Annotated in this window: 17 protein-coding genes; 6 read left to right on the top strand and 11 right to left on the bottom strand. The window is 63.3% G+C overall.

Translation table 11 applies throughout. The features are described from left to right. Window positions 1–38: 38 nt before the first annotated feature. Both ACEOAC_RS05145 and ACEOAC_RS05140 read right to left on the bottom strand, forming a co-directional pair. Window positions 39–1,922: a TRAP transporter large permease subunit gene (locus ACEOAC_RS05145; RefSeq protein ID WP_413628715.1), complete on the bottom strand. Its 1,884-nt coding sequence runs from the start codon at window positions 1,920–1,922 to the stop codon at window positions 39–41. An 84-nt stretch (window positions 1,923–2,006) separates the two neighbouring features. After that, window positions 2,007–3,041 carry a TRAP transporter substrate-binding protein gene (locus ACEOAC_RS05140; protein WP_413444995.1) on the bottom strand — a complete coding sequence of 345 codons (1,035 nt, stop codon included), beginning with the start codon at window positions 3,039–3,041 and terminating at the stop codon, window positions 2,007–2,009. A 782-nt stretch (window positions 3,042–3,823) separates the two neighbouring features. Between ACEOAC_RS05140 and ACEOAC_RS05135 the strand changes: the two genes are divergently transcribed. From ACEOAC_RS05135 to ACEOAC_RS05120, 4 genes are all read left to right on the top strand, one after another. Next, window positions 3,824–5,005: an acetyl-CoA acetyltransferase gene (locus ACEOAC_RS05135; protein ID WP_077234772.1), complete on the top strand. Its 1,182-nt coding sequence runs from the start codon at window positions 3,824–3,826 to the stop codon at window positions 5,003–5,005. A gap of 122 nt (window positions 5,006–5,127) precedes the next feature. After that, entirely contained in the window at window positions 5,128–6,744 is a 1,617-nt protein-coding gene (locus tag ACEOAC_RS05130) for an acyl-CoA synthetase (RefSeq protein WP_256385229.1), read from the top strand. Next, complete coding sequence (locus ACEOAC_RS05125; protein WP_006461995.1) at window positions 6,741–7,310, top strand: PCC domain-containing protein; 570 nt, start codon at window positions 6,741–6,743, stop codon at window positions 7,308–7,310. Before ACEOAC_RS05130 ends, ACEOAC_RS05125 begins: the two co-directional genes overlap by 4 nt. A 2-nt stretch (window positions 7,311–7,312) precedes the next feature. After that, window positions 7,313–7,774 carry a PPC domain-containing DNA-binding protein gene (locus ACEOAC_RS05120; RefSeq protein ID WP_241813573.1) on the top strand — a complete coding sequence of 154 codons (462 nt, stop codon included), beginning with the start codon at window positions 7,313–7,315 and terminating at the stop codon, window positions 7,772–7,774. Window positions 7,775–7,835: 61 nt separating this feature from the next. Here ACEOAC_RS05120 and ACEOAC_RS05115 read toward each other — a convergent pair whose 3' ends face one another. From ACEOAC_RS05115 to ACEOAC_RS05090, 6 genes are all read right to left on the bottom strand, one after another. Beyond that, window positions 7,836–9,131 carry a dicarboxylate/amino acid:cation symporter gene (locus ACEOAC_RS05115; protein ID WP_006461993.1) on the bottom strand — a complete coding sequence of 432 codons (1,296 nt, stop codon included), beginning with the start codon at window positions 9,129–9,131 and terminating at the stop codon, window positions 7,836–7,838. 366 nt (window positions 9,132–9,497) lie between these two features. Then, window positions 9,498–10,742, bottom strand: a complete 1,245-nt coding sequence (gene glcF, locus ACEOAC_RS05110; RefSeq protein WP_241813574.1) for a glycolate oxidase subunit GlcF — start codon at window positions 10,740–10,742, stop codon at window positions 9,498–9,500. A 26-nt stretch (window positions 10,743–10,768) separates the two neighbouring features. Further along, complete coding sequence (gene glcE / locus ACEOAC_RS05105; protein ID WP_413628714.1) at window positions 10,769–11,848, bottom strand: glycolate oxidase subunit GlcE; 1,080 nt, start codon at window positions 11,846–11,848, stop codon at window positions 10,769–10,771. Between the two features lie 2 nt (window positions 11,849–11,850). Then, a complete protein-coding gene (locus tag ACEOAC_RS05100) occupies window positions 11,851–13,338 on the bottom strand; it encodes an FAD-linked oxidase C-terminal domain-containing protein (RefSeq protein ID WP_241813576.1) in 1,488 nt (495 codons plus the stop codon). Between the two features lie 243 nt (window positions 13,339–13,581). Beyond that, window positions 13,582–14,472 (bottom strand): LysR substrate-binding domain-containing protein, encoded by an 891-nt coding sequence (locus ACEOAC_RS05095; RefSeq protein WP_006461989.1) that lies wholly within the window; start codon window positions 14,470–14,472, stop codon window positions 13,582–13,584. A 270-nt stretch (window positions 14,473–14,742) separates the two neighbouring features. Beyond that, complete coding sequence (locus ACEOAC_RS05090) at window positions 14,743–16,158, bottom strand: FAD-binding oxidoreductase (protein WP_413443372.1); 1,416 nt, start codon at window positions 16,156–16,158, stop codon at window positions 14,743–14,745. Window positions 16,159–16,471: 313 nt separating this feature from the next. Between ACEOAC_RS05090 and ACEOAC_RS05085 the strand changes: the two genes are divergently transcribed. Continuing rightward, on the top strand, window positions 16,472–17,026 hold the full coding sequence (locus ACEOAC_RS05085; protein ID WP_077234778.1) for a cob(I)yrinic acid a,c-diamide adenosyltransferase: 555 nt from the start codon (window positions 16,472–16,474) through the stop codon (window positions 17,024–17,026). A 92-nt stretch (window positions 17,027–17,118) separates the two neighbouring features. Here the strand turns inward: ACEOAC_RS05085 and dxs are convergent, their stop codons facing one another. From dxs to ACEOAC_RS05070, 3 genes are all read right to left on the bottom strand, one after another. Further along, window positions 17,119–18,984, bottom strand: coding sequence for a 1-deoxy-D-xylulose-5-phosphate synthase (dxs, locus tag ACEOAC_RS05080; RefSeq protein WP_413443371.1), 1,866 nt, complete (start codon window positions 18,982–18,984; stop codon window positions 17,119–17,121). Between the two features lie 81 nt (window positions 18,985–19,065). Next, window positions 19,066–20,019, bottom strand: a complete 954-nt coding sequence (locus ACEOAC_RS05075; protein ID WP_413443370.1) for a polyprenyl synthetase family protein — start codon at window positions 20,017–20,019, stop codon at window positions 19,066–19,068. Beyond that, window positions 20,019–20,291, bottom strand: a complete 273-nt coding sequence (locus tag ACEOAC_RS05070) for an exodeoxyribonuclease VII small subunit (RefSeq protein WP_077234781.1) — start codon at window positions 20,289–20,291, stop codon at window positions 20,019–20,021. The genes ACEOAC_RS05075 and ACEOAC_RS05070 overlap by 1 nt, the downstream gene beginning before the upstream one ends. A gap of 267 nt (window positions 20,292–20,558) precedes the next feature. Here ACEOAC_RS05070 and ACEOAC_RS05065 point away from each other — a divergent pair, with 267 nt between their 5' ends. Further along, complete coding sequence (locus ACEOAC_RS05065) at window positions 20,559–21,680, top strand: aromatic ring-hydroxylating oxygenase subunit alpha (protein WP_039874324.1); 1,122 nt, start codon at window positions 20,559–20,561, stop codon at window positions 21,678–21,680. Window positions 21,681–21,697 lie beyond the last annotated feature (17 nt).

Genomic DNA, 21,697 nt, shown 5'->3' with positions numbered 1-21,697 from the left:
TGGAAGTTTCCTGATCGCTCGCATGACCGGTGAGTGGATCAGAGGAAGCCGATGGAAATCCAGGGCACGAAGGCCACCACCAGCAGCGCCACAACCAGCGCGGCCAGATAGCCCCAGACCCGGTTGAAGACACCGTCGGGCGAGACCTTGCCGATGGCGCAGGCGGCATAGAAGCCGACGCCGAAGGGCGGTGCGAACAGGCCGATGCCCATGGCCAGGATCACCACCATCGCATAGTGCACGTCATGCACGCCCAGTGAACGCGCCACCGGGAACAGCAGCGGTCCGAACAGCACGATGGCGGGGATGCCTTCCAGCAGGCTGCCCAGCACGATGAAGATGACGATGGTGATGAGCAGGAAACCGGCGCCGCCACCCGGCACACCCTGCATCAACGCCACCAGCTTGGAGGAGAAGCCCGACTGCGTCAGCGCCCATGCCATCGCGGTGGCCATGCCGATGATCAGCAGGATGGCGCCGGAGAGTGCAGCGGCTTCGATCAGCATCGGATAGAGGCGCTTGAAGTTCAGGTGCTTCATGAACAGGTGCATGATCAGGCCGACCACGACCGTATAAGCCACGCCGATGGTGGCGACCTCGGTGGCCGTGGCCACGCCCTCGATGACGGCCACGCGGATCAGCATGGGCAGCGCCAGGGCGGGAATGGCGGCGATCAGGGTCTTCATGATCAGCGACATGGGTGCGCGCGGCACGTCCGGCATCGGCTCGCGGCGGGCGCGCATCCAGCACACCACGGCGATGGCGATGGTGGCGATGGCCGCCGGCATCAGGCCACCGATGAACAGCGCCGTGATCGAGACGCTGCAGACCGCGCCGATGGTGATCAACACCAGGCTGGGCGGGATGGTCTCGGTCATGGCGCCGGAGGACGACAGCAGGGCCACCAGTTCTTCCGGTTTGGAGCCGCGTTTCTTCATTTCGGGGAACAGCGCCGGCGCGATGGCCGCCATGTCGGCTGCCTTGGAACCGGAGATGCCGGAGACCAGGAACATCGCGCCCAGCAGCACGTATTGCAGGCCGCCGCGCACATGGCCCAGCAGGGCCGCCATGAAATCGATCAGAGTCTTGGCCAGGCCCGACATTTCCAGCAGCGAGCCCAGCAGCACGAACAGCGGTACCGACAGCAGGATCAGGCTGGACATGCCTTCGTCCATGCGGCTGACCACGATCATCAGCGGCGCATTGGTCGCCAGGGCGAGATAGGCCATGGTGGCGGTACCGAAGGCGAAGGCGATGGGGATGCCACCAGCCACGCACACGCCAATCAGCAGCACGAAGAACACGATCAGGTTGTAGTTGCCCATGGCCATCAGGACCGGCTGCGCCAGCCACAGCGCACCCGCAATCACGGCCACCACCGCCAGCGCCGAAAGCAGCAGGCGCATGGTGGTCAGGGCGGCCATGCGCGAGACGGCCGCCAGCAGCATCAGGATGGCGCCCACCGGCAAGGCGGCAGCGCGCAGGCCGTCGGGAATTTCCAGGGCCGGGGTGGTGATGGGCATCTGCTCGACCGCATGGTCCAGTGCCGGGTGGATCACCATCAATACGAAGATGCAGACCACCAGCGCCGCCACCGTTTCCAGCCAGATGCGGCCTTTCTCGGAACACTTGTTGATGATGGCGGTGAGCCGCATGTGCTCGCCGCGGTCCAGGGCCAGCACGGCACCCAGCATGGACAGCCAGATGAAGAGGATCGAGGCCAGTTCATCGGACCAGACCAGGGGGTCATGCAGTGCGTAACGGTAGATCACGCCGGTCAGCAGCACGATCGTCTCGGCCAGTACCAGGCAGGCGGCCAGCGCGCCCACCACATGCATGACCATGCGATTCAAGCCCACCAGTGCGCGCGCAAACGGATTCATGTTGACCGGGGCGCGGTAAGTCATTGCAGCTTCCATCATCAAGCTCCAGCGAAAAAAGTCGGGGCGGACGACGCCACGGCCCGGGATGGGCGGTGGCGTCGTCCATTCAGGCCGGACGGTGCGTCAGGCCAGCTTGCCGGTGTACTTCTCCAGCAGCGCCCAGGGCTCGTCACCGAACTTCTTCTTCCATTCGGCGTAGAAGCCGGCGCTGCGCAGCTTGGCGCGGAAGGAGTCGGCGTCGGCATTGTTGAAGGCCAGGCCCTTGCCCTTCATTTCCTCGACCAGCGAGTCGTTGAGCTTGCGCACGTCGGCGCGCTGGTTCACGCCGGCTTCGTTGATGGCGCGGGTGACGATGTCCTGCAGGTCCTTGGGCAGGCGTTCGAAGGACTTCTTGTTGCCCAGGAACCAGAAACCGTCCCACATGTGGTTGGTGATGGAGCAGTACTTCTGCACTTCGTACAGCTTGGCCGTAGAGATGATGGCCATGGGGTTTTCCTGGCCTTCGACGATCTTGGTCTGCAGGGCCGAATACACTTCGGCGAAGTTGATCGAGGTCGGTGCCGCATCGAAGGCCTTGAACATCGAGGTCCACAGCGGGCTCGGCGGCACGCGCAGCTTCATGCCCTTGAGGTCGTCGGCGACCTTGATGGGACGGGTGCTGTTGGTGATCTGGCGATAGCCGTTGTCCCAGATCTTCTCGAAGGCGAACAGGGTGGACTTGGCTTCGATCTGCTTGCGCACATGGGCGCCGAGTTCACCGTCCATGGCCGGCCAGACCTGGCTGTAATCCTTGAAGGCGAAGCCGATGCCGGAAATCTGCGCGGCCGGCACCAGGGTACCCAGGATCAGCGGCGAGAGGGTGAAGAAATCGATGGCGCCGGCACGCACCTGCGAGAGCATGTCGGTATCGGTACCCAGCTGGTTGTTGGGGTAGAGCTGCAGCTCGATGCGGCCCTTGGACTGCTCGGCGATGGCAGCGGCCATTTCCTTGGCGCGCGCATTCATCGGGTGGGTCACGGGCAGGTTGTTGGCATACTTGAAGGTGAACTCGGCCGCATGGGCGGAGGTGCTCACCATGCCGGTGGCGGCAGCAGCCGAGGCCACCGAGGCGGTCTTCAGAAAATGACGGCGCGTGAATTTACCAGTGGATTGATCCATCTGTCTTGTCTCCTGTTTGTCTGTTTGTATTTATGAATCTGCTGATTCCGGTGCCATTCAGCTGCCGCGAAATCCTGGCGTGCAGCCCCCTGTATCCGGGTTGTCAACACTGCCCATGCATCGATAGAGCAATTAGGATGCCAAGCCGTCGGAGCGGGCCGACGCGATGGCGATGTCCCTCATGGTCATCTGCATTGCGCCTGTATTCTCTGCGATAAAGGCTGCGCAGGACAAGGGCAGGGGCGGCACCGCCTGCAATTTATTTGATGCCGCCCTGCTGCGACACCTGTCGCATGCACTGTCGCCAACCTGTCGCAGGGATGTCGCACGTGTCGACACCTGAGGCGCTGCTGCCGGGCAATTGTTTTGTGTTGCAGCGCAATGATTTACGTTAACGTAAAGTCCGTGCTATCTTCATCCGGTCGGCCGCTGGCGTAGCGGTTTCCTGCCCTGCAGGATTCAGCACCGCCCCATGGTCGATCTTATTGACGACGCAACACCGCATCAGAATCAACAACAAAGCGAGAGCCGGCGCGCCTTTGCGTCGAGCTTTCAGGAGACGGGCAAGATGCCGGCCCGGGCAGGGGCACACCCCGCCTGCGACCGTCGGCGACCAGTGGCGCCTCACTCTTGTGGCAATCGCATGGCGATGGCGACGAGCTTGCTGCACGTGGCAATCGCATTGGCACTGCAGTGGAAGACATTGGCACCGAATTTGCATATTGCCCCCGTGTGAACCGGAGCGACCAGGCTCCACCGACCAAGTCTTACAAGGACACACCATGACTGCTTCTGCATCCTCACCCTGCATCACCGGCTGGCACCATTCCCAATTCGGCAAGCTCGACGGCATCGATCCGGAAGTGTTGATCGGCCAGGTCGCCAAGGCCGCCATCGAACATGCCGGTCTGCAACCGGAAGATATCGATTCCATCCACGTCGGCACCTTCAATGCCGGCTTCCTGTACCAGGACTTCCCTTCGTCGCTGGTCATGAATGCATTGCCGCAGTTGCGCTTCAAGCCGGCCACGCGCCTGGAGAATGCCTGCGCCACCGGCTCGGCGGCAATCCACTCGGGCCTGCAATCGATCAAGGCGGGTGAATCGAAACACGTGCTGGTGATCGGCTTCGAGAAGATGACCGAACTGGCGACCCCACAGGTGGGCGAGGTCTTGCTCAAGGCCTGCTACGCCAAGGAAGAAGCGGGCATCCCCGGTGGTTTCGCAGGCGTGTTCGGCAAGATCGCGCAGAGTTACTTCGACCGCTTTGGCGACCAGTCCGATGCACTGGCCATGATCGCCGCCAAGAACCACAAGAACGGCCTGTCCAATCCCTATGCCCATATGCGCAAGGACTTCGGCTTCGATTTCTGCCGTACCGTTTCCGAGAAGAACCCGTTCGTGGCCGGCCCGCTCAAGCGTACCGACTGCTCGCTGATCTCGGACGGTGCCGCCGCCCTGGTGATCAGTGCCGCCGACGTGGCCAAGTCCATGCCGCGTGCCGTGCAGTTCCGCGCAGCGGTGCATGTGAACGACTACCTGCCGCTGTCGCGCCGCGACCCGACCCGCTTCGAAGCCGCCGAACTGGCCTGGAAGAATGCGCTGGGTCAGGCCCGACTGTCGCTCAATGATCTGTCCCTGGTGGAAACCCATGACTGCTTCACCGTGGCCGAGCTGCTGGAATACGAAGCCATGGGCCTGGCCCCGCACGGCCAGGGCGCGCGCGTGATTGCCGAGGGCATCACCGCCAAGGACGGCAAGCTGCCGGTCAATCCGTCCGGCGGCCTGAAGTCCAAGGGCCATCCGGTGGGCGCCACCGGTGTCTCGATGCACGTGATGGCGGCCATGCAGGCGGCCCATGATGCTGGCGACATGCAGATCGCCAATGCGCGCTATGCGGGCGTGTTCAACATGGGCGGCGCAGCGGTGGCCAACTATGTGAGCATCCTGGAGCGCGTGAACTGATTGCAGTTGCAAATTGCAGCTTGTAACAGCGCGTCGTTCGCTGCACCAGCGAACGACGCGCAGGAACACGAAGTATCAACAAAAACAAGAACGAAGCGCCACGCCAATTTCCATTAGAACGAATCGGGACGAGTGAGACGATGTTAACGAAAGTGATGAACCTGGGCCGCCTGCTGTCGGACGTGGCGCGCCGTTTTCCGGATGAGCCGGGTCTGATACTGTCGCAGGGCAATGCCGATGGCAGCGACAGGCTCATCTCCTGGAAGCAGATCAACGACCGCGTCGATGCGCTGGCCCACGCCCTCACCCGCCGGGGTGTGAAGAAGGGCGACAAGATGCTGGTCCATTCGCGCAACAACCAGCAGATTTTCGAGAGCGCTTGGGCCGCCTTCAAGATGGGCATGGTCTGGGTACCGACCAACTTCCGCATCACACCGCCTGAAGCGGCCTACCTGGGCCAGTCCAGCGGCGCTTGCGTGATGCTCTACGACCGTGGCTTCGCCAATTACGTGGATGCCGTCAAGGCGGCCTCGCCGGCGCTGGAGCATGTCATCGCCCTGGCCGATGCGCGCCCCGGCGAGCTGGATTTCGAGGCACTGGTGGCCGAGGGTGGCCAGGAGAGCTTCCGCGAAGTGGAAGTCGATTACGAAGACCCGATGTGGTTCTTCTATACCTCCGGCACCACCGGTCATCCCAAGGCAGGCGTGCTCTCGCACGGCCAGATGGCCTTCGTCGTGACCAACCACCTGGCCGACCTGATGCCGGGCCTGAACCATCAATCGCGTTCGCTGGTGGTGGCACCGCTGTCGCACGGTGCCGGTATCCACGCCGTGATCAACACCGCACGTGGCGCGGCCAGCATCCTGCTGTCGTCCGAACGGCTGGTGGTCGAGGAAGCCTGGCAGCTGGTGGAAAAATACAAGGTGGACAATCTCTTCACGGTCCCCACCATCGTCAAGATCCTGGTCGAGGATGAATCGGTGGATCGCTACGACCACTCGTCCTTGAAGCACGTCATCTACGCCGGCGCACCCATGTACCGCGCCGACCAGGTGTATGCGCTGAAAAAACTGGGCAAGGTGCTGGTGCAGTATTACGGCCTGGGCGAAGTCACCGGCAACATCACCTTCCTGCCGCCCTACCTGCACTTCGACGACGACGCCCATCCGCAGGCGCGGGTCGGCACCTGCGGCATGCCGCGTACCGGCATGCAGATCGCCATCCTCAACGACGACGGCCAGGAACTGGCGCCCTTCGAGACCGGTGAAATCTGCGTGCGCGGACCGGCCGTCTTCATGGGATACCACAACAATCCGGACGCCAATGCCAAGGCCTTCAAGCATGACTGGTTCCATACCGGCGACCTCGGTCATGTGGACAAGGATGGTTTCCTCTACATCACCGGCCGTTCTTCGGACATGTACATCTCGGGCGGTTCCAATGTCTATCCACGCGAGATCGAGGAAGCCCTGCTCACGCACGCAGCCGTGTCGGAGGTAGCCGTGCTGGGCGTGCCCGACCCCAAGTGGGGCGAGAGCGGGCTGGCGGTGATCGTCTGCAAGGCCGGCCAGCAGGTCGATAGCGCCGCCTTGCTGGCGCACCTGGAAGAGCGCATCGGCAAGTACAAGTGGCCGCGCCGCTTCGTCTACTGGGACAACATGCCCAAGTCCGGCTACGGCAAGATCGTCAAGAAACAGATCAAGGCACTGCTGGAAGAACAGGGGGAATACCGCCTATGAAGCTGACGAACAAGACCGCCCAGGCCGCGGCCGGCACCGGTTTCGTCGAGGTACGCAAGTTCCTGCACGCAGGCCAGCAAAGCTACCCGCGCACGCTGGACCTGGAGGCCGACCCGGCCGAGGAACTGCGCATCACGCTGCAACCGGGCAGCTCCGTGGGCGAGTCGCTGCGAAGCGTGCTGGCGCGCTATGGCCAGCGCGGCGGCGTGGGCCGCATGTGCGGTGGCACGGCACGGCGGCTGCACTATCACCGCATCGAACATACCGGGGACGCCAGCCGTCCCTATGACTACGGCCCGCCGCATGTGCTCGAAGGGGTGATCACCTTCATCACCGGCGCCATCACGGTGGGCCAGAACCAGGACGGAAAGGTTTTACTGCATTGCCATTCAGGATTCATCGACGGTGACGGCGCCCTCCACGGCGGCCATCTCCTGCTCGATACGGTGGAAGTGGGCGACGATCCGCTCATCATCCGCCTTTGCTTGTTCTCCCGGGGCGCCTTCGTCGTCAACAGCGATGAAGAGACGCACTTCAGTCTATTGCATCCGACACCCATGGAATGATGATGACTCTCCACGCCAACGACACTACGACACGCGACGACCATACCCCCCCTATCCACGTAGAAGAAGGCCGCCTCGGCAAGCTCGTGATGGCCCGCCTCAAACCCAACCAGGACCTGACTGAAAGCGTGGAAGCGCTGTGCCGCCAGCACGGCATGAAGACAGCCATCGTGCGCGGCGCCATCGGCAGCCTGATCGATGCCCACCTGCAATACGCCACCCCGAACGGCCCACGCGAGATGGAGATCAACGGACCGGGCGTGGAAATCCTCAATGTCTTCGGCGAGATCGGCTTTTCCGATGGCCAGGGCAATCCCCATCCCCTACAGGGCGTGGTGGCCGACACTGACGGCAAGATCTTCGCCGGCCGCTTCGTGCGCGGCGCCAACCTGTCCTTCATCACCATCGAGATCACCCTGCAGGAGTGGGTCGCGGTCAAGCAGCAGGAAGCCATGCCGGCCTGAAACGAACAATGCCGTCCAGCGACAGACTGGACGGCATTGCATTCACATCACTAGGGCCTGTTCAGGCTTCGTTGTGCAGCGTGGCTTCGGCTTCCTGTTCGATCTCGGCTTCGGCACGCGCCGCTTCTTCTTCGCTCAACAGACCACCTTCCCACTTGGCGACCACGGCCGAGGCAATCGAGTTGCCCACGGCGTTGGTGGCCGAGCGCCCCATATCGAGGAAGGTATCGATACCCAGGATCACCAGCAGGCCCGCTTCGGGGATGTTGAACTGGTGCAGGGTCGCGGCGATCACCACCAGCGAGGCACGCGGCACGCCGGCGATGCCCTTGGAGGTCAGCATCAGCACCAGCATCATGGTGATCTGGGTCGAGATCGGCAGGTGGATGCCGTAGGCCTGCGCGATGAAGAGCGTGGCGAAGGTGCAGTAGATCATCGAGCCATCGAGGTTGAAGGAATACCCCATCGGCATGACGAAGCTGGAGATCTTGCGCTTGACGCCGAAGCGGTCCAGCGCATCGAGCAGCTTGGGATAGGCAGCTTCCGAGCTGGCCGTGGCGAAAGCCAGCAGGAAGGCTTCCTTGATCAGCGCCAGCAGGCGGAAGATGCGCTTCTTCAGGAACACGAAGCCCACCGCGATCAGGATGGCCCACAACAGTACCAGCGAGAAATAGAAGTCACGCATGAAGACCGCGAAGCTGACCAGGATCTCCAGGCCATTGACCGCCACAGTCGCCGCCATCGCCGCAAACACCGCCACCGGGGCAAACTTCATGACATAGACGGTGATCTTGAGCATGGTGTGCGACAGATCGTCGATCACCGCCAGCAGGTGCTTGCCACGCTCGCCCAGGGACGCCAGGGCGATACCGAAGAACATCGAGAACACCACCACCTGCAGCACTTCGTTCTGGGCCATGGCCTCGACGATGGACTTGGGGACCAGGTGGTTGAAGAATTCCTTGACCGTGAACTTGCCCGTGGCCAGGCCGGCGCCCGCCGCGTCAGGCGGTGGCAGCGCCACGCCCGCGCCCGGTTGCAGCAGGTTGGCCATGATCATGCCCAGTGCCAGCGAGACCAGCGAGGCGATGAAGAACCAGGCCAGCGACTTGCCGAAGATGCGGCCGACCGACTTGGCGTCACCCATATGGGCGATGCCCACCACCAGGGTGGAAAACACCAGGGGCGCGATGACCATCTTGATCAGGCGCAGGAACAGGTCGGAAGCAATCGAGATGTAGCCGGCCAGCTCTTTGGCCTGGGCCTTGTCCAGATGACTGAAGATCAGGTAGCCGACCAGGATGCCCAGCAGCATCGCAATGAAGATGAAGATGGCCGGCGGAATGCGTTTTTTCATGGGTTCTCCTGCCCCTCGATCGCAAGTGGCATGGCGCCGGTGCGAGGACGATGATGGTGGGGGCTGATTGTCTGGGCGCGGGGCCGTGGCGGGACGCTGCGCCGATCGTCGGGATTGTCGGAAATCACCTGTTTCCGATGAGAAACGGGGACCGGTTTTTTCCCGCTGTGCGGAAAAAAGGACGAAGCTTATTGACTTATGCCCCCTGCCGTCAAGCCGGTTTGGATAAATGGGGTCAAATTGCCCGGGTCATGATCAAAATGGCCACAAAAAAGCCCCGCAGAGCGGGGCTTGGGTTGTTTTCAAAGCAACTCGAAGGGCATCCGGGCGCGCCCGGCGATGCCTCAGCAAGCCGTCAGCAAATCGTCAGGAAACCGCCACCAGCGCGGCGTCCAGCAATTCGATCCAGTGCCGTACAGGAGTCTCGGTGCCGGATTGCAGATGGGTGACGCAGCCGATATTGCCAGTGACGATCATGTCGGGATCGGTGGCCTGGAGCTTGCCGATCTTGTCATCGCGCAGGCGGTAGGAGAGCTCCGGTTGCAGGATCGAATAGGTGCCGGCCGACCCGCAGCAGAGATGGCTGTCGGCGCACAACTGCACATCCACCCCGGCCGCGCGCAGGATGGCCTCGACCTTGCCGCGTATCTTCTGGCCATGCTGCAGGGTGCAGGGCGGGTGGTAGGCCACGCGCTTGCCGTTGAAGTCCTTGAGCCGATGCGTCAACTGGTCTTCGAATTCGGGCAGGATTTCGCTGATGTCGCGGGTCATGTGCGAGATGCGGCGCGCCTTTTCGGCATAGACCGGATCGTGCTGCAGCAGATGGCCGTATTCCTTGACGGTGACGCCGCAACCGGAGGCATTCATGACGATGGTATCGGCCCGGATGCCATCCCGGCCTTCGATGTAGGGCCACCAGGCGTCGATGTTGCGACGCATGTCGTCCAGGCCGCCGTCCTGGTCATTCATGTGATAGCGGATGGCGCCGCAGCAGCCGGCCTTGGGGGGCGCGAACAACTGCACGCCGAGGGCATCGAGCACGCGGGCGGTGGCGCTGTTGATGTTGGGCGACATCGAGGGCTGCACGCAGCCTTCCAGGTAGAGCATCTGGCGCGCATGGGTGCGCGTGGGCCAGATGCCGGCATCCTGCGGCAGCGGCACCTTGTTCTGCAGCAGCTTGGGCAACAGCGGGCGCACCAGCTGGCCTGCTTTCATGGCGGGACGGAAAATCCACTTGCGCGGCACCAGCTCCTTCAAGGCGGTGCGCATCACGCGCTGTGACAGGGGGCGTGGCACCTGCTGCTCCACCACCTTGCGACCGATATCGACCAGGCGACCATACTGCACGCCGGACGGACAGGTGGATTCGCAGTTGCGGCAGGTCAGGCAGCGGTCCAGGTGCGACTGCGTGGCGGCAGTGGCGGGCTTGCCTTCCAGCACCTGCTTGATGAGATAGATGCGACCACGCGGGCCGTCCAGTTCATCGCCCAGCAATTGGTAGGTGGGACAGGTGGCGGTACAGAAACCGCAATGCACGCAGGAACGCAGGATGCTGTCGGCTTCCTCGCCGGCCTGGGTGTTGCGGATGAAATCGGCTAAGTTGGTCTGCATGGAGGGTCGCTGGCTAAGTAGTTCGCTTACAGGCTGGCGTACAGGCGGCCGGGATTGAAGATGCCGCGTGGGTCGAATTGCTGCTTGAGCTTGCGATGGATCTTTTCCACCGCCGGTTGCAGCGGATGGAATACACCGATGGCCTTGTCGCCCCCGCGATGCAGGCTGGCATGCCCGCCCACCGCCAGGGCGGCGGCGCGAATGGCGACCGCATCCACATTGCCCTGCGGGCGCAACCAGCGCTGCGCCCCGCCCCACTCGATCAGCTGGTTACCCGGCAGGTCAATCGGTGGTGCCACCGACGGCACCGACAGGCGCCACAGCGGTGCTTCGGGCTGGGCGAAGAAGGGATGGGTCTGCTCGCGCAGGTCGGTCCAGTAATCGTCCGGATTGCTCAATTCGGTGCCACCCAGCTTCTTGATCGCTGAATCCACCGCAGCCTGCGCACCCGCCAGACGCAGGGTCAGCACATTGCCGACCCAGGCGCTGGCCACCAGCGGCAGCGGCTGGCCAGCACTCTGGTTCAACAGGCGCAGCGCGCCTTCCTGGTTGATCTCGAACACCCGCGTGCTACTGGCGAAGGGGCGCGGCAAGACCTTCAGCGAGACCTGCAGGATCAGGCCCAGCGTGCCCAGCGAGCCCGCCAGCAGGCGCGAGATGTCATAGCCGGCGACGTTCTTCATGACCTGGCCACCGAAATGCAGTTGCTCACCCTGGGCGTCCATCAATACCGCACCCAGCATGAAATCGCGCACGGCGCCGGCGGCCGCGCGCGAGGGACCGGAAAGTCCGGCGGCCACCATGCCGCCGACGGTCGCCACGCCGCCGAATCGCGGTGGCTCCCAGGCCAGCATCTGGTTGTGCTCGGCCAGGGCGGCGTCGATCTCGGAGAGCGGCGTGCCGCAGCGTGCGGTGATGACCAGTTCGGTCGGTTCGTAATCGATGATGCCGCTGTAGGGACGGGTATCGAGCAGGTCGCCACTGGGCACCTGCCCGTACCAGTCCTTGGTGCCGCCGCCGCGAATCTGCAAGGCGCGGCCGGAGAGGATGCGTTCACGGAAGGATGCCAGCACGGCATCGAAGTCGGGTTGGGCGTGCTCTTGCATGATCAGAATCTCGGCAGGTCGGGGAAGCGCAGCTGGCCGCGCTGCACGTGCATCTTGCCGTACTCGGCACAGCGATGCAGGGTGGGAATGGCCTTGTCCGGATTGAGCAGGAAGGCGGTGTCGAAGGCGCGCTTCAACTTGAAGAAGGCCTCGCGCTCGGCGGGCGAGAACTGCACGCACATGGAGTTGATCTTCTCGATGCCCACGCCGTGTTCGCCGGTGATGGTGCCACCGACTTCCACGCACAGCTCCAGGATCTCGGCACCGAACAGTTCGGCGCGGTCGAATTCATCGGCCAGGTTGGCATCGAACAGGATCAGCGGATGCAGGTTGCCGTCGCCCGCGTGGAACACGTTGGCACAACGCAGACCGTACTTCTTTTCCATCTCGGCGATGCCCAGCAGCACCTGCGCCAGTTTCTTGCGCGGGATGGTGCCATCCATGCAGTAGTAGTCGGGCGAGATGCGGCCGGCGGCCGGGAAAGCGTTCTTGCGACCGGACCAGAAGCGCAGGCGTTCCGCTTCCGAGGCCGAGCAGGCGATGGCGGTAGCACCGCTGGCATTGAGCACGGCGGTCATGCGGCCGATCTCTTCTTCCACCTCTTCCACGGTGCCATCGGACTCGCACAGGAGGATGGCTTCGGCGTCGATGTCGTAACCGGCCTTGACGAAGGGCTCCACCATGCGCGAGCTGGTCTTGTCCATCATCTCCAGGCCGGCCGGGATGATGCCGGCGGCGATCACGTTGGCGACTGCATTGCCGCCCTTCACCACGTCATCGAAGGACGCCATGATCACCCGCGCGGCCTGCGGCTTGGGCACGAGCTTGACGGTCACCTCCGTGACCACGCCCAGCATGCCTTCGGAACCGATGAACACCGCCAGCAGGTCAAGGCCCGGGGCGTCCAGCGCGCCACTGCCCAGTTCCACGACGTCGCCCTCGATGGTGACCATGCGCACGCGCAGGACGTTGTGTACCGTGAGGCCATATTTGAGGCAGTGCACGCCGCCGGAATTCTCGGCCACATTGCCGCCGATGGTGCAGGCGATCTGCGAGGACGGGTCCGGCGCGTAATAGAGACCATGCGGCGCGGCCGCTTCCGAGATGGCCAGGTTGCGCACGCCCGGTTGGACCACGGCGGTGCGCGAATACTTGTCCAGCTTGATGATCTTGTTGAACTTGGCGGTGGAGACCACGACCCCGTCGGCAATCGGCATGGCCCCGCCCGACAGGCCGGTGCCGGCGCCACGCGGGACGATCTGCACCTGCAGCGCGTGGCAGGTCTGCATGATGGCTACCACCTGGGCCTCGGTCTCGGGCAATACCACTACCATCGGCAGCTGGCGGTAAGCGGCCAGGCCGTCGCATTCGTAGGGGCGGGTGTCTTCCTCGTCGAACAGCACGCAATGGGTGGGCAGGACCCGGCGCAGGGCATCGACGACTTCGCGCTGGCGCGCCGGCGCGAAGGACGGTTGGACGGGAGCATTCATGCTGGACCTCGGCGTTGGGCTAGGCAGGCGTGTGGGTGTGGACGTCCCTCTTTGCGTCCGGCGGCACGGCGCACGCTGTCTCGTTTGTTGTCAGCCCGCATGGGGCGGGCTTTTTCAGTCCGACAAGTGTAACGAATTTTGCCGCGCCGCACGGGGCGATGTTGCCCGTTGGGCCACTGAAAAGAATTTCCGGCCGCCGTGAATTATTTTCAGGGCGGCCAGCGTGACAGTGCTGGCGTGGGCTCAGATATTGCGGAAGGCGTTTTGCATCCAGCTGATGAAGGTATCGACTTCGGGCCGTTCGCGCACGGCGCGCTCGTAGACCACGTAGTAGGCATGGGGCGGGGTGCGCAGGCGTACGTCGAACAATTCGACGATCTCGCCCCGCGCCAGCAGTTCTTCGGCGAAATGCTGGCGGGTCAGGCCGACGCCATAGCCATGGCGCACCGCTTCGAGCAGCAGGCCGAGGTCGTCCACGCGCAGGCCGGCGGAAGGTTCCACCCAGTCCTTGAGACCGGCGGCCTCGAACCAAGGCTGCCAGGGCTCCAGCGCCGAGCGCAGCAGGGTCGCATGCTGCAGGTCGGCCGGCGACTTCATCGGCGGCAGGGTCTTCAGGTAGCCGGGGCTGGCGACGGCGAAGGCCGGTTCCTCGAACAGCTTCTCGGTGATGATGTTGGGGTAGTTGCCGGCACCGAAGCGGATCTCGACATCGCTTTCCGACAGCGACAGGTCGTACAGCGGCACCGAGAGATACAGCTCCACCACGATCTCGGGATGGCGCTGGGTGAAGTCGGCGATGCGCGGCATGAGCAGGTGGCGCGCGAAGGTCGGCGGCAGCATCACCTTGATCTTGGGTTGCACGGCGGCATTGCGATGCGGCATGGGGAAATCGGTCAGCGTGCGCAGTGCCGAGCGCACCACGTCGAGATAGCGGCGACCGAATTCGGAGAGCCCGATGGAGCGGCCATCGCGATAGAACAGGCGCTCGCCGACGAATTCTTCCAGCAGGCGGATGCGGTGCGACAGTGCCGATGGCGTGATGCAAAGCTCCTCGGCCGCGATGGCGAAGGAGTTGTGACGGGCTGCCGCTTCGAAGGCGGACAAGGCATGGACGGGCGGTAGGCGGGTGGCCATGGGTGATGGATTCCTGCTGCTTTAGCGAAGGGCATGCAAAAACGCCCTGCTCTTTGTTCAACTAACAAACTGCTGAAAACCAACAAATCAGCGCTGACAAAACTGCGCTACTGTCGTCAACATCAAAAAACTACCGTTCGCACTGAGTAGGCCCTCTGGGCCGTATCGAAGACGTACTGACGGCGCCCCTTCGATATGCGGCAATGCCGCTACTCAGTCCGAACGGCCGGCCGATGAAGTCAACGGCAAGCAAGATACTTGATCCAAGGTTTACTGTTCCCAGCGCAGGATCTTGCCCGGGTTCATGATGTTCTTCGGGTCCAGCGCGTGCTTGATGGCGCGCATGACGGCGATGGCGCCGTCGCCGTGCTCCTGGATCAGGAAGTCCATCTTGTGCAGGCCCACCCCATGCTCGCCGGTGCAGGTGCCGTCCATGGACAGGGCGCGCGCGACCATGCGTTCATTGACGCCTTCGGCGCGGGCGATGTCGGCCGGGTCATTGGGGTCCACCATCATCTGCACGTGGAAATTGCCATCGCCGACGTGACCGATGATGGCGTGGATCAGCCCCTGCTCTTCGCAGTCGGCCTTGGTGGCCAGCACGCATTCGGCCAGGCGCGAGATCGGCACGCAGCAGTCGGTGGAGATGGCGCGCGCACCCGGGCGCAGTTGCAGCAGCGCGAAATAGGCGTTGTGACGGGCGGTCCACAGGCGGGTGCGATCTTCCGGGCGGGTGGCCCATTCGAAGCCGAGTGCATGGTTGTCGTTGGCGATGTCCTGCACCAGCTCGGCCTGTTCCTTGACGCCATTTTCGCTGCCGTGGAATTCGAACAGCAGCAGCGGATTGACCGGCAGGGTCAGCTTGTCGTGGGCATTGATGGCGCGCACGCCGTTTTCATCGAGCAACTCCACGCGCGCCAGCGGCACGCCCATCTGGATGGTCTGGATCACCGTATTGACCGCATCGGCCACGCTGGGGAAGGAGCAGATGGCGGCAGAAATGGCCTCGGGCTGCGGATAGAGGCGCACGGTGACTTCGGTGATGATGCCCAGCGTGCCTTCGCTGCCGACATAGACGCGGGTCAGGTCGTAGCCGGCCGAGGATTTCTTGGCACGGGTGCCGGTCTTGATGATCTCGCCCTGGGCCGTGACCACGGTCAGGGTCAGGGTGTTTTCCTTCATGGTGCCGTAGCGCACGGCATTGGTGCCGGAGGCACGGGTCGAGGCCATCCCGCCCAGCGAGGCGTCGGCGCCCGGGTCGATGGGGAAGAACAGGCCCGTGTCCTTGATCTCCAGGTTCAGTTGCTTGCGGGTGACGCCGGCCTGGACGGTGGCGGTCAGGTCTTCGCCATTGACGGCCAGCACCCGGTTCATCTGCGACAGGTCCACCGTCACACCGCCCTGCAGGGCCAGTACGTGGCCTTCCAGCGAGGTGCCGGCGCCGTAGGGGATGATGGGGGTGTCGTACTGGCTGCAGAGCTTCACGAAGGCGGCGACTTCCTCGGTGCTGTGGGCGAACACGACAGCGTCGGGCAGCATGGGATCGTAGGAGGATTCGTCACGGCCGTGGTGCTCGCGCATGGCCAGGGTGGTGGAGCAACGCTCACCGAAGAGGGTCTTGAGCTCGTCGAGCAAGGCCTGCGGCACGGGGCGTTTCAGTTTGCGGGCGTCAACTAGATGGTTCATGCGATTTCTCGGTTTCTCTCTGGAGTCTTGTGTCTCGGTCGTTGTTCTAGGTCTTGTTGGGGGGAGGATGCAGGGCCGTTGCAGTAGCCACCCCGGCCGCTGCAGTGGACTGACCACTGATCCAATCGATGAATTTTACTCTCTTGCGGGCGGGAGATCGGGCAAATCTCCCATGCCGTCGCGGCAAGTCGGGCAAATCAAGTGAATTATTTACGTGATTCTTGCTTCGCTGGCGCGTCCTCTCGCATCCGGCGGGACGCTTGCCTTGCATCGGGCTTGCGCTTAAGCTGGCGCGCATTATCAAGGAGCAACGATGGGCAACCGACTTAGCAAGATCGCCACCCGCACCGGAGATGACGGCAGCACCGGCCTGGGCGATGGCAGCCGCGTGGGCAAGGACAGCCTGCGCATCCAGGCGCTGGGCGATGTGGATGAACTCAATTCGCAGCTGGGCCTGCTGTTGTGCGAGACCCTGCCGGACGCCTTGCGGGAGGAACTGGTCTCGATACAGCACGACCTGTTCGACCTGGGCGGCGAACTCTGCATCCCCGGTTACACGGTGCTGGCCGAGGCCCACCTGGCGCGGCTGGACGCCCTGCTGGAGAAATACAACGCCACACTGCCGCCGCTGAAGGAATTCATCCTGCCGGGTGGCTCGCGTACCGCCGCGCTGGCGCATGTCTGCCGCACGGTATGCCGGCGCGCCGAGCGCAGCGTGGTCTTGCTGGAGAAGGCCGAGTCGGGCGTGAATGCGCCGGCCCGGCAATATCTGAACCGGCTGTCCGACCTGTGTTTCGTGCTGGCCCGGGTGCTCAACCGCGAGGCCGGCGGCCAGGATGTGTTGTGGCAGAAGGGGCGGGAGCGTTAGTTTGCCCCACTAACAGAAGCAGGAAACGAAACGCCTCGCTGGAGAATTTCAGCGAGGCGTTTTATCTGCCCCCCGGTTTCGGGAAGGTGAAATCAGCCGTTGTTGACTACCAGCTTAGGCTGGTCCTTGCCGAAACGTTGCACGATGGACTGGGCGACGCCGTCCGCATCCAGCCCGCATTGCGCCAGCAATTGGCCCGCATCGCCGTGGTCGATGAAGCGGTCCGGCAGGCCCAGGTGCAGGATGGGCTTGCTGATGCCGGCTGCGGCCAACGCTTCCGAGACGGCGGCACCAGCGCCACCCATGATGCAGCCCTCTTCCACCGTGACCAGGGCGTCATGGCTCTCGGCCAGTTGCCGGACCAGTTCCACGTCCAGCGGCTTGATGAAGCGCATGTTGGCGACCGTGGCATTGAGCTTGTCGCCGGCACCGAGGGCCGGGGCCAGCAGGCTGCCGAAGGCGAGGATGGCGATGTCCTTGCCGTGGCGGCGGATTTCGCCCTTGCCCAGCGGCAGGGTGTCCAGTGTCTTCTGTACGCTGGCGCCGACGCCGGCACCACGCGGGTAACGCACCGCGGCCGGGCCAGGGTACTGGTAGGCGGTGGAGAGCATCTTGCGGCATTCGTCTTCGTCTGCCGCGGCCATGACCACCATGTTCGGAATACAGCGCAGGAAGGCCAGGTCGTAGTTGCCTGCATGCGTGGCGCCGTCGGCACCGACCAGGCCGGCACGGTCCAGGGCGAAGGTGACGTCCAGGTTCTGCAGCGCGACGTCGTGGATCAACTGGTCGTAGGCACGCTGCAGGAAGGTCGAGTAGATCGCCACCACCGGCTTCATCCCCTCGCAAGCCATGCCAGCGGCGAAGGTGACGGCGTGCTGCTCGGCGATGCCGACGTCGTAGTAGCGTTCCGGGAATTTCTTTTCGAAAGCGACCATGCCCGAGCCTTCACGCATAGCCGGGGTGATGCCGACCAGCTTGTCGTCGGCTGCGCCCATGTCGCACAGCCATTCGCCGAACACCTGGGTATAGGTCAACTTGCCGCCGGCGCTGGGCTTGATGCCTTCGCTGGGGTTGAACTTGCCGGGGCCGTGGTAGAGCACCGGGTCGGCCTCGGCCAGCTTGTAGCCCTGACCCTTCCTGGTGACCACGTGCAGGAACTGGGGCCCCTTGAGGTGCTTCAGGTTCTGCAGGGTGGGGACCAGCGAATCGAGGTCGTGACCATCGATGGGGCCAATGTAGTTGAAGCCGAATTCCTCGAACATGGTCGCCGGCACCACCATGCCCTTGGCATGCTCTTCCAGGCGCTTGGCCAGTTCCAGCACCGGGCCGGGCAGCACCGACTTGCCCACGTCGCGGGCCTTGGCGTAGAACTTGCCGGACATCAGGCGCGCCAGGTAGCGGTTCAGCGCGCCCACCGGGGGCGAGATCGACATGTCGTTGTCGTTGAGGATCACCAGCAGGTTGATGTCTTCATGCACGCCAGCATTGTTGAGCGCTTCGAAGGCCATGCCGGCAGTCATGGCGCCGTCGCCGATGACGGCAATGGCGTGCCGGTCCGAGCCCTGGGTCTTGGCCGCCAGGGCCATGCCCAGTGCGGCCGAAATGGAGGTCGAGGAGTGCGCGGTGCCGAAGGTGTCGTATTCGCTCTCGATGCGGCGCGGGAAGCCGGAAATACCTTCCTGCTGGCGCAAGCTGCCCATGCGTTCGCGACGACCGGTGAGGATCTTGTGCGGATAGGTCTGGTGGCCGACGTCCCAGACGATGCGGTCTTGCGGGGTGTTGAAGACGTAATGCAGCGCGATGGTCAGCTCGACCGTACCCAGGTTGGACGACAGGTGGCCGCCGGTCTTGGACACCGAATCCAGCAGGAAGCCGCGCAACTCTTCAGCCAGCGGCTTCAATTGGTGACGGGACAGGCGGCGCAGGTCAGCCGGGTCGTTAATGGTGTTCAGGAGCATCTGTTGTTACCGTGTTGGGGTCTGAAGGCCACGCCTGGCAGGTTGCCGCGTGGTCCGTCTTCATGCCTTGGATTACGTCTCTCAGGTCTTTCTGTGTACGATCAGGTCCGCCAGCTCGCGCAGGCGCCGTGCCTTGTCGCCGAACGGGGCGAGCGCCTGGTGGGCATCGCCGCGCAGTCTTTCGGCCAGCGCCTGCGACTCGGCCAGGCCCAGGATGGACACATAGGTCGGCTTGTTGTCGGCAGCGTCCTTGCCCGCGGTCTTGCCCAGCGTGGCCGAATCGGCGGTGGCGTCGAGGATGTCGTCCACCACCTGAAAGGCCAGGCCGATGGCGCGCGCATAGTCATCCAGCGCCGCGCTTTCGTCCCGGGTCAGCGCCTTGCCACCCAGCGCACCCAGCATCACCGCCGCACGCAAGAGGGCACCGGTCTTGAGGCGGTGCATCTGTTCCAGCTCGGCCAGCGACAGGGTCATGCCCACGCTGGCCAGGTCGATGGCCTGGCCGCCGCACATGCCTACCGAGCCCGAAGCCTGGGCCAGCAGGTTGAGCATGCGCAACTGGCGTGCCGGCAGGTCGGCGTCGGTCTTCAACTCAGCTTCCAGCGGTGCCGACAAGGTTTCGAAGGCCTGCGCCTGCAACGCGTCGCCGACCAGCAGCGCGGTGGCTTCGTCGTATTTCACATGCACGGTAGGCTTGCCACGGCGCAGCGCGTCGTCATCCATGCAGGGCATGTCGTCATGCACCAGCGAATAGACGTGAATCATCTCTACTGCTGCCGCAGCCCGGTCCAGCAGGGCTGGCGGCGTATCGAACACATCACCGGCGGCATAGACCAGCAGTGGCCGCACGCGCTTGCCGCCATCCATGGCGGTGTAGCGCATGGCCTCGTGCAGGCGCGCCGGCACCACCGTGGTCGGCGCCAGGAAACGGTCCAGCACGTGTTCCATGCCGACCTGGACCTGGTTCATCCAGTTCGCGAATGCCATCGAGGCCAGCGACATCTGCGCGCCAGCGGCGGTGATAGGTGCATTCATCAATCGTCCTCGTTGCCCGCGTCGGTCGCCTGGAAGGGCTTGAGCATGTCGCCTTCGAGCAGCTTGACCTGGCTGTCCACCTTCTCCAGTTGGGCCGCGCAGAACTTGACCAGTTCCGAGCCACGCTTGTAGGCGGCCACCGAGGCTTCCAGCGGCAGTTCGCCAGCTTCCATCCGCGCCACCAGCTGCTCCAGCTCTTCCATGGCTTGTTCGAAGGAGGCCGGCAAGGCGGCGGTCGCGGCAGCGCCGGAGGCGGCAGAGGTTCTAGGCATATCGACCCATTCAGAAAACTAACCCGGTATTTTAGAACAAACCGGCGTTGACCAAGTCAATCAAGGGCGTGGATTTGTCGAAGGTTTTGGAGGCCGTCGCGTAAGTTCGTTCAAAATACTGGCATTTTGGACACAAAACCCGGCCCCTTATGGGGGTTTTGTGGCATAATCCTCGGTTCTGTCCAAAATTTCCTCTTCATATTATTTGAACATAGGTTTTTGCGGATTTTCTTCCTTAGGTTGGTGCAAATTAATTTGGGGGCGGAAATGTCCGATCTTGCTACTTTTGCCAAATTGGCGCGTTCAAACGCGCAACTTCCAGTCCACGTCTACTTCGACGAACCGCTCTATCAGCGGGAACTGAAACAACTCTTCCAGCAGGGACCCCGTTACGTCGGCCACGAGCTGATGGTGCCCAATGCCGGTGACTACTCCACGCTGCCCTGGGAAAACGAAGGCCGCATGCTGGTGCGCAATGCGCAAGGCATCGAACTGGTATCCAATGTCTGCCGCCATCGCCAGGCCAAGATGCTTGATGGCCGTGGCCATGCCAACAACATCGTCTGCCCCCTGCATCGCTGGACCTATGACCTGAAGGGTGAACTGATCGGCGCGCCGCATTTTGGCGAGACGCCTTGCATGAACCTGTCCAAGACGCCGCTGCAGAGCTGGAATGGCCTGCTGTTCGAGGCCAACGGCGTCGATATCGCCGACAAGCTGAAAAACCTGGGCGTGACCCGCGACCTCGATTTCTCCGGTTACCTGTACGACCACACCGAAGTCCACGAGTGCGACTACAACTGGAAGACCTTCATCGAGGTCTATCTGGAGGATTACCACGTCGAGCCCTTCCATCCGGGCCTGGGCAACTTCGTGAGCTGCTCGGACCTGAAGTGGGAATTCGGCCGTGACTACAGCGTCCAGACCGTGGGTGTGAACCACGGCCTGATCAAGTCCGGCTCGCCGACCTACGCCAAGTGGCAGGAAAAGCTGCTGCAATTCTCCAACGGCAAGCCGCCCAAGTTCGGCGCTATCTGGCTCACGCTCTACCCCAACATCATGGTGGAGTGGTATCCGCACGTGCTGGTGGTGTCCACGCTCTGGCCGACCGGCCCGCAGAAGACCACCAATGTGGTGGAGTTCTACTATCCGGAAGAAATCGCGCTGTTCGAGCGCGAGCTGGTGGAAGCCGAACGGGCCGCCTACATGGAGACCTGCGTGGAGGATGACGAGATCGCCCAGCGCATGGACGCCGGTCGTCGTATACTCATGGATCGCGGCACCAGCGAAGTCGGTCCGTACCAGTCGCCCATGGAGGATGGCATGCAGCACTTCCATGAGTGGTATCGCCAGCAACTGGACGTCCCGCAAGGTACCAGCACACCATAACATCGGCCACAGGCCGC

This window comes from Herbaspirillum frisingense (assembly GCF_047325095.1).
Lineage (GTDB): Bacteria > Pseudomonadota > Gammaproteobacteria > Burkholderiales > Burkholderiaceae_D > Herbaspirillum > Herbaspirillum frisingense.
This window is presented reverse-complemented; position numbering and strand designations above follow the sequence as displayed.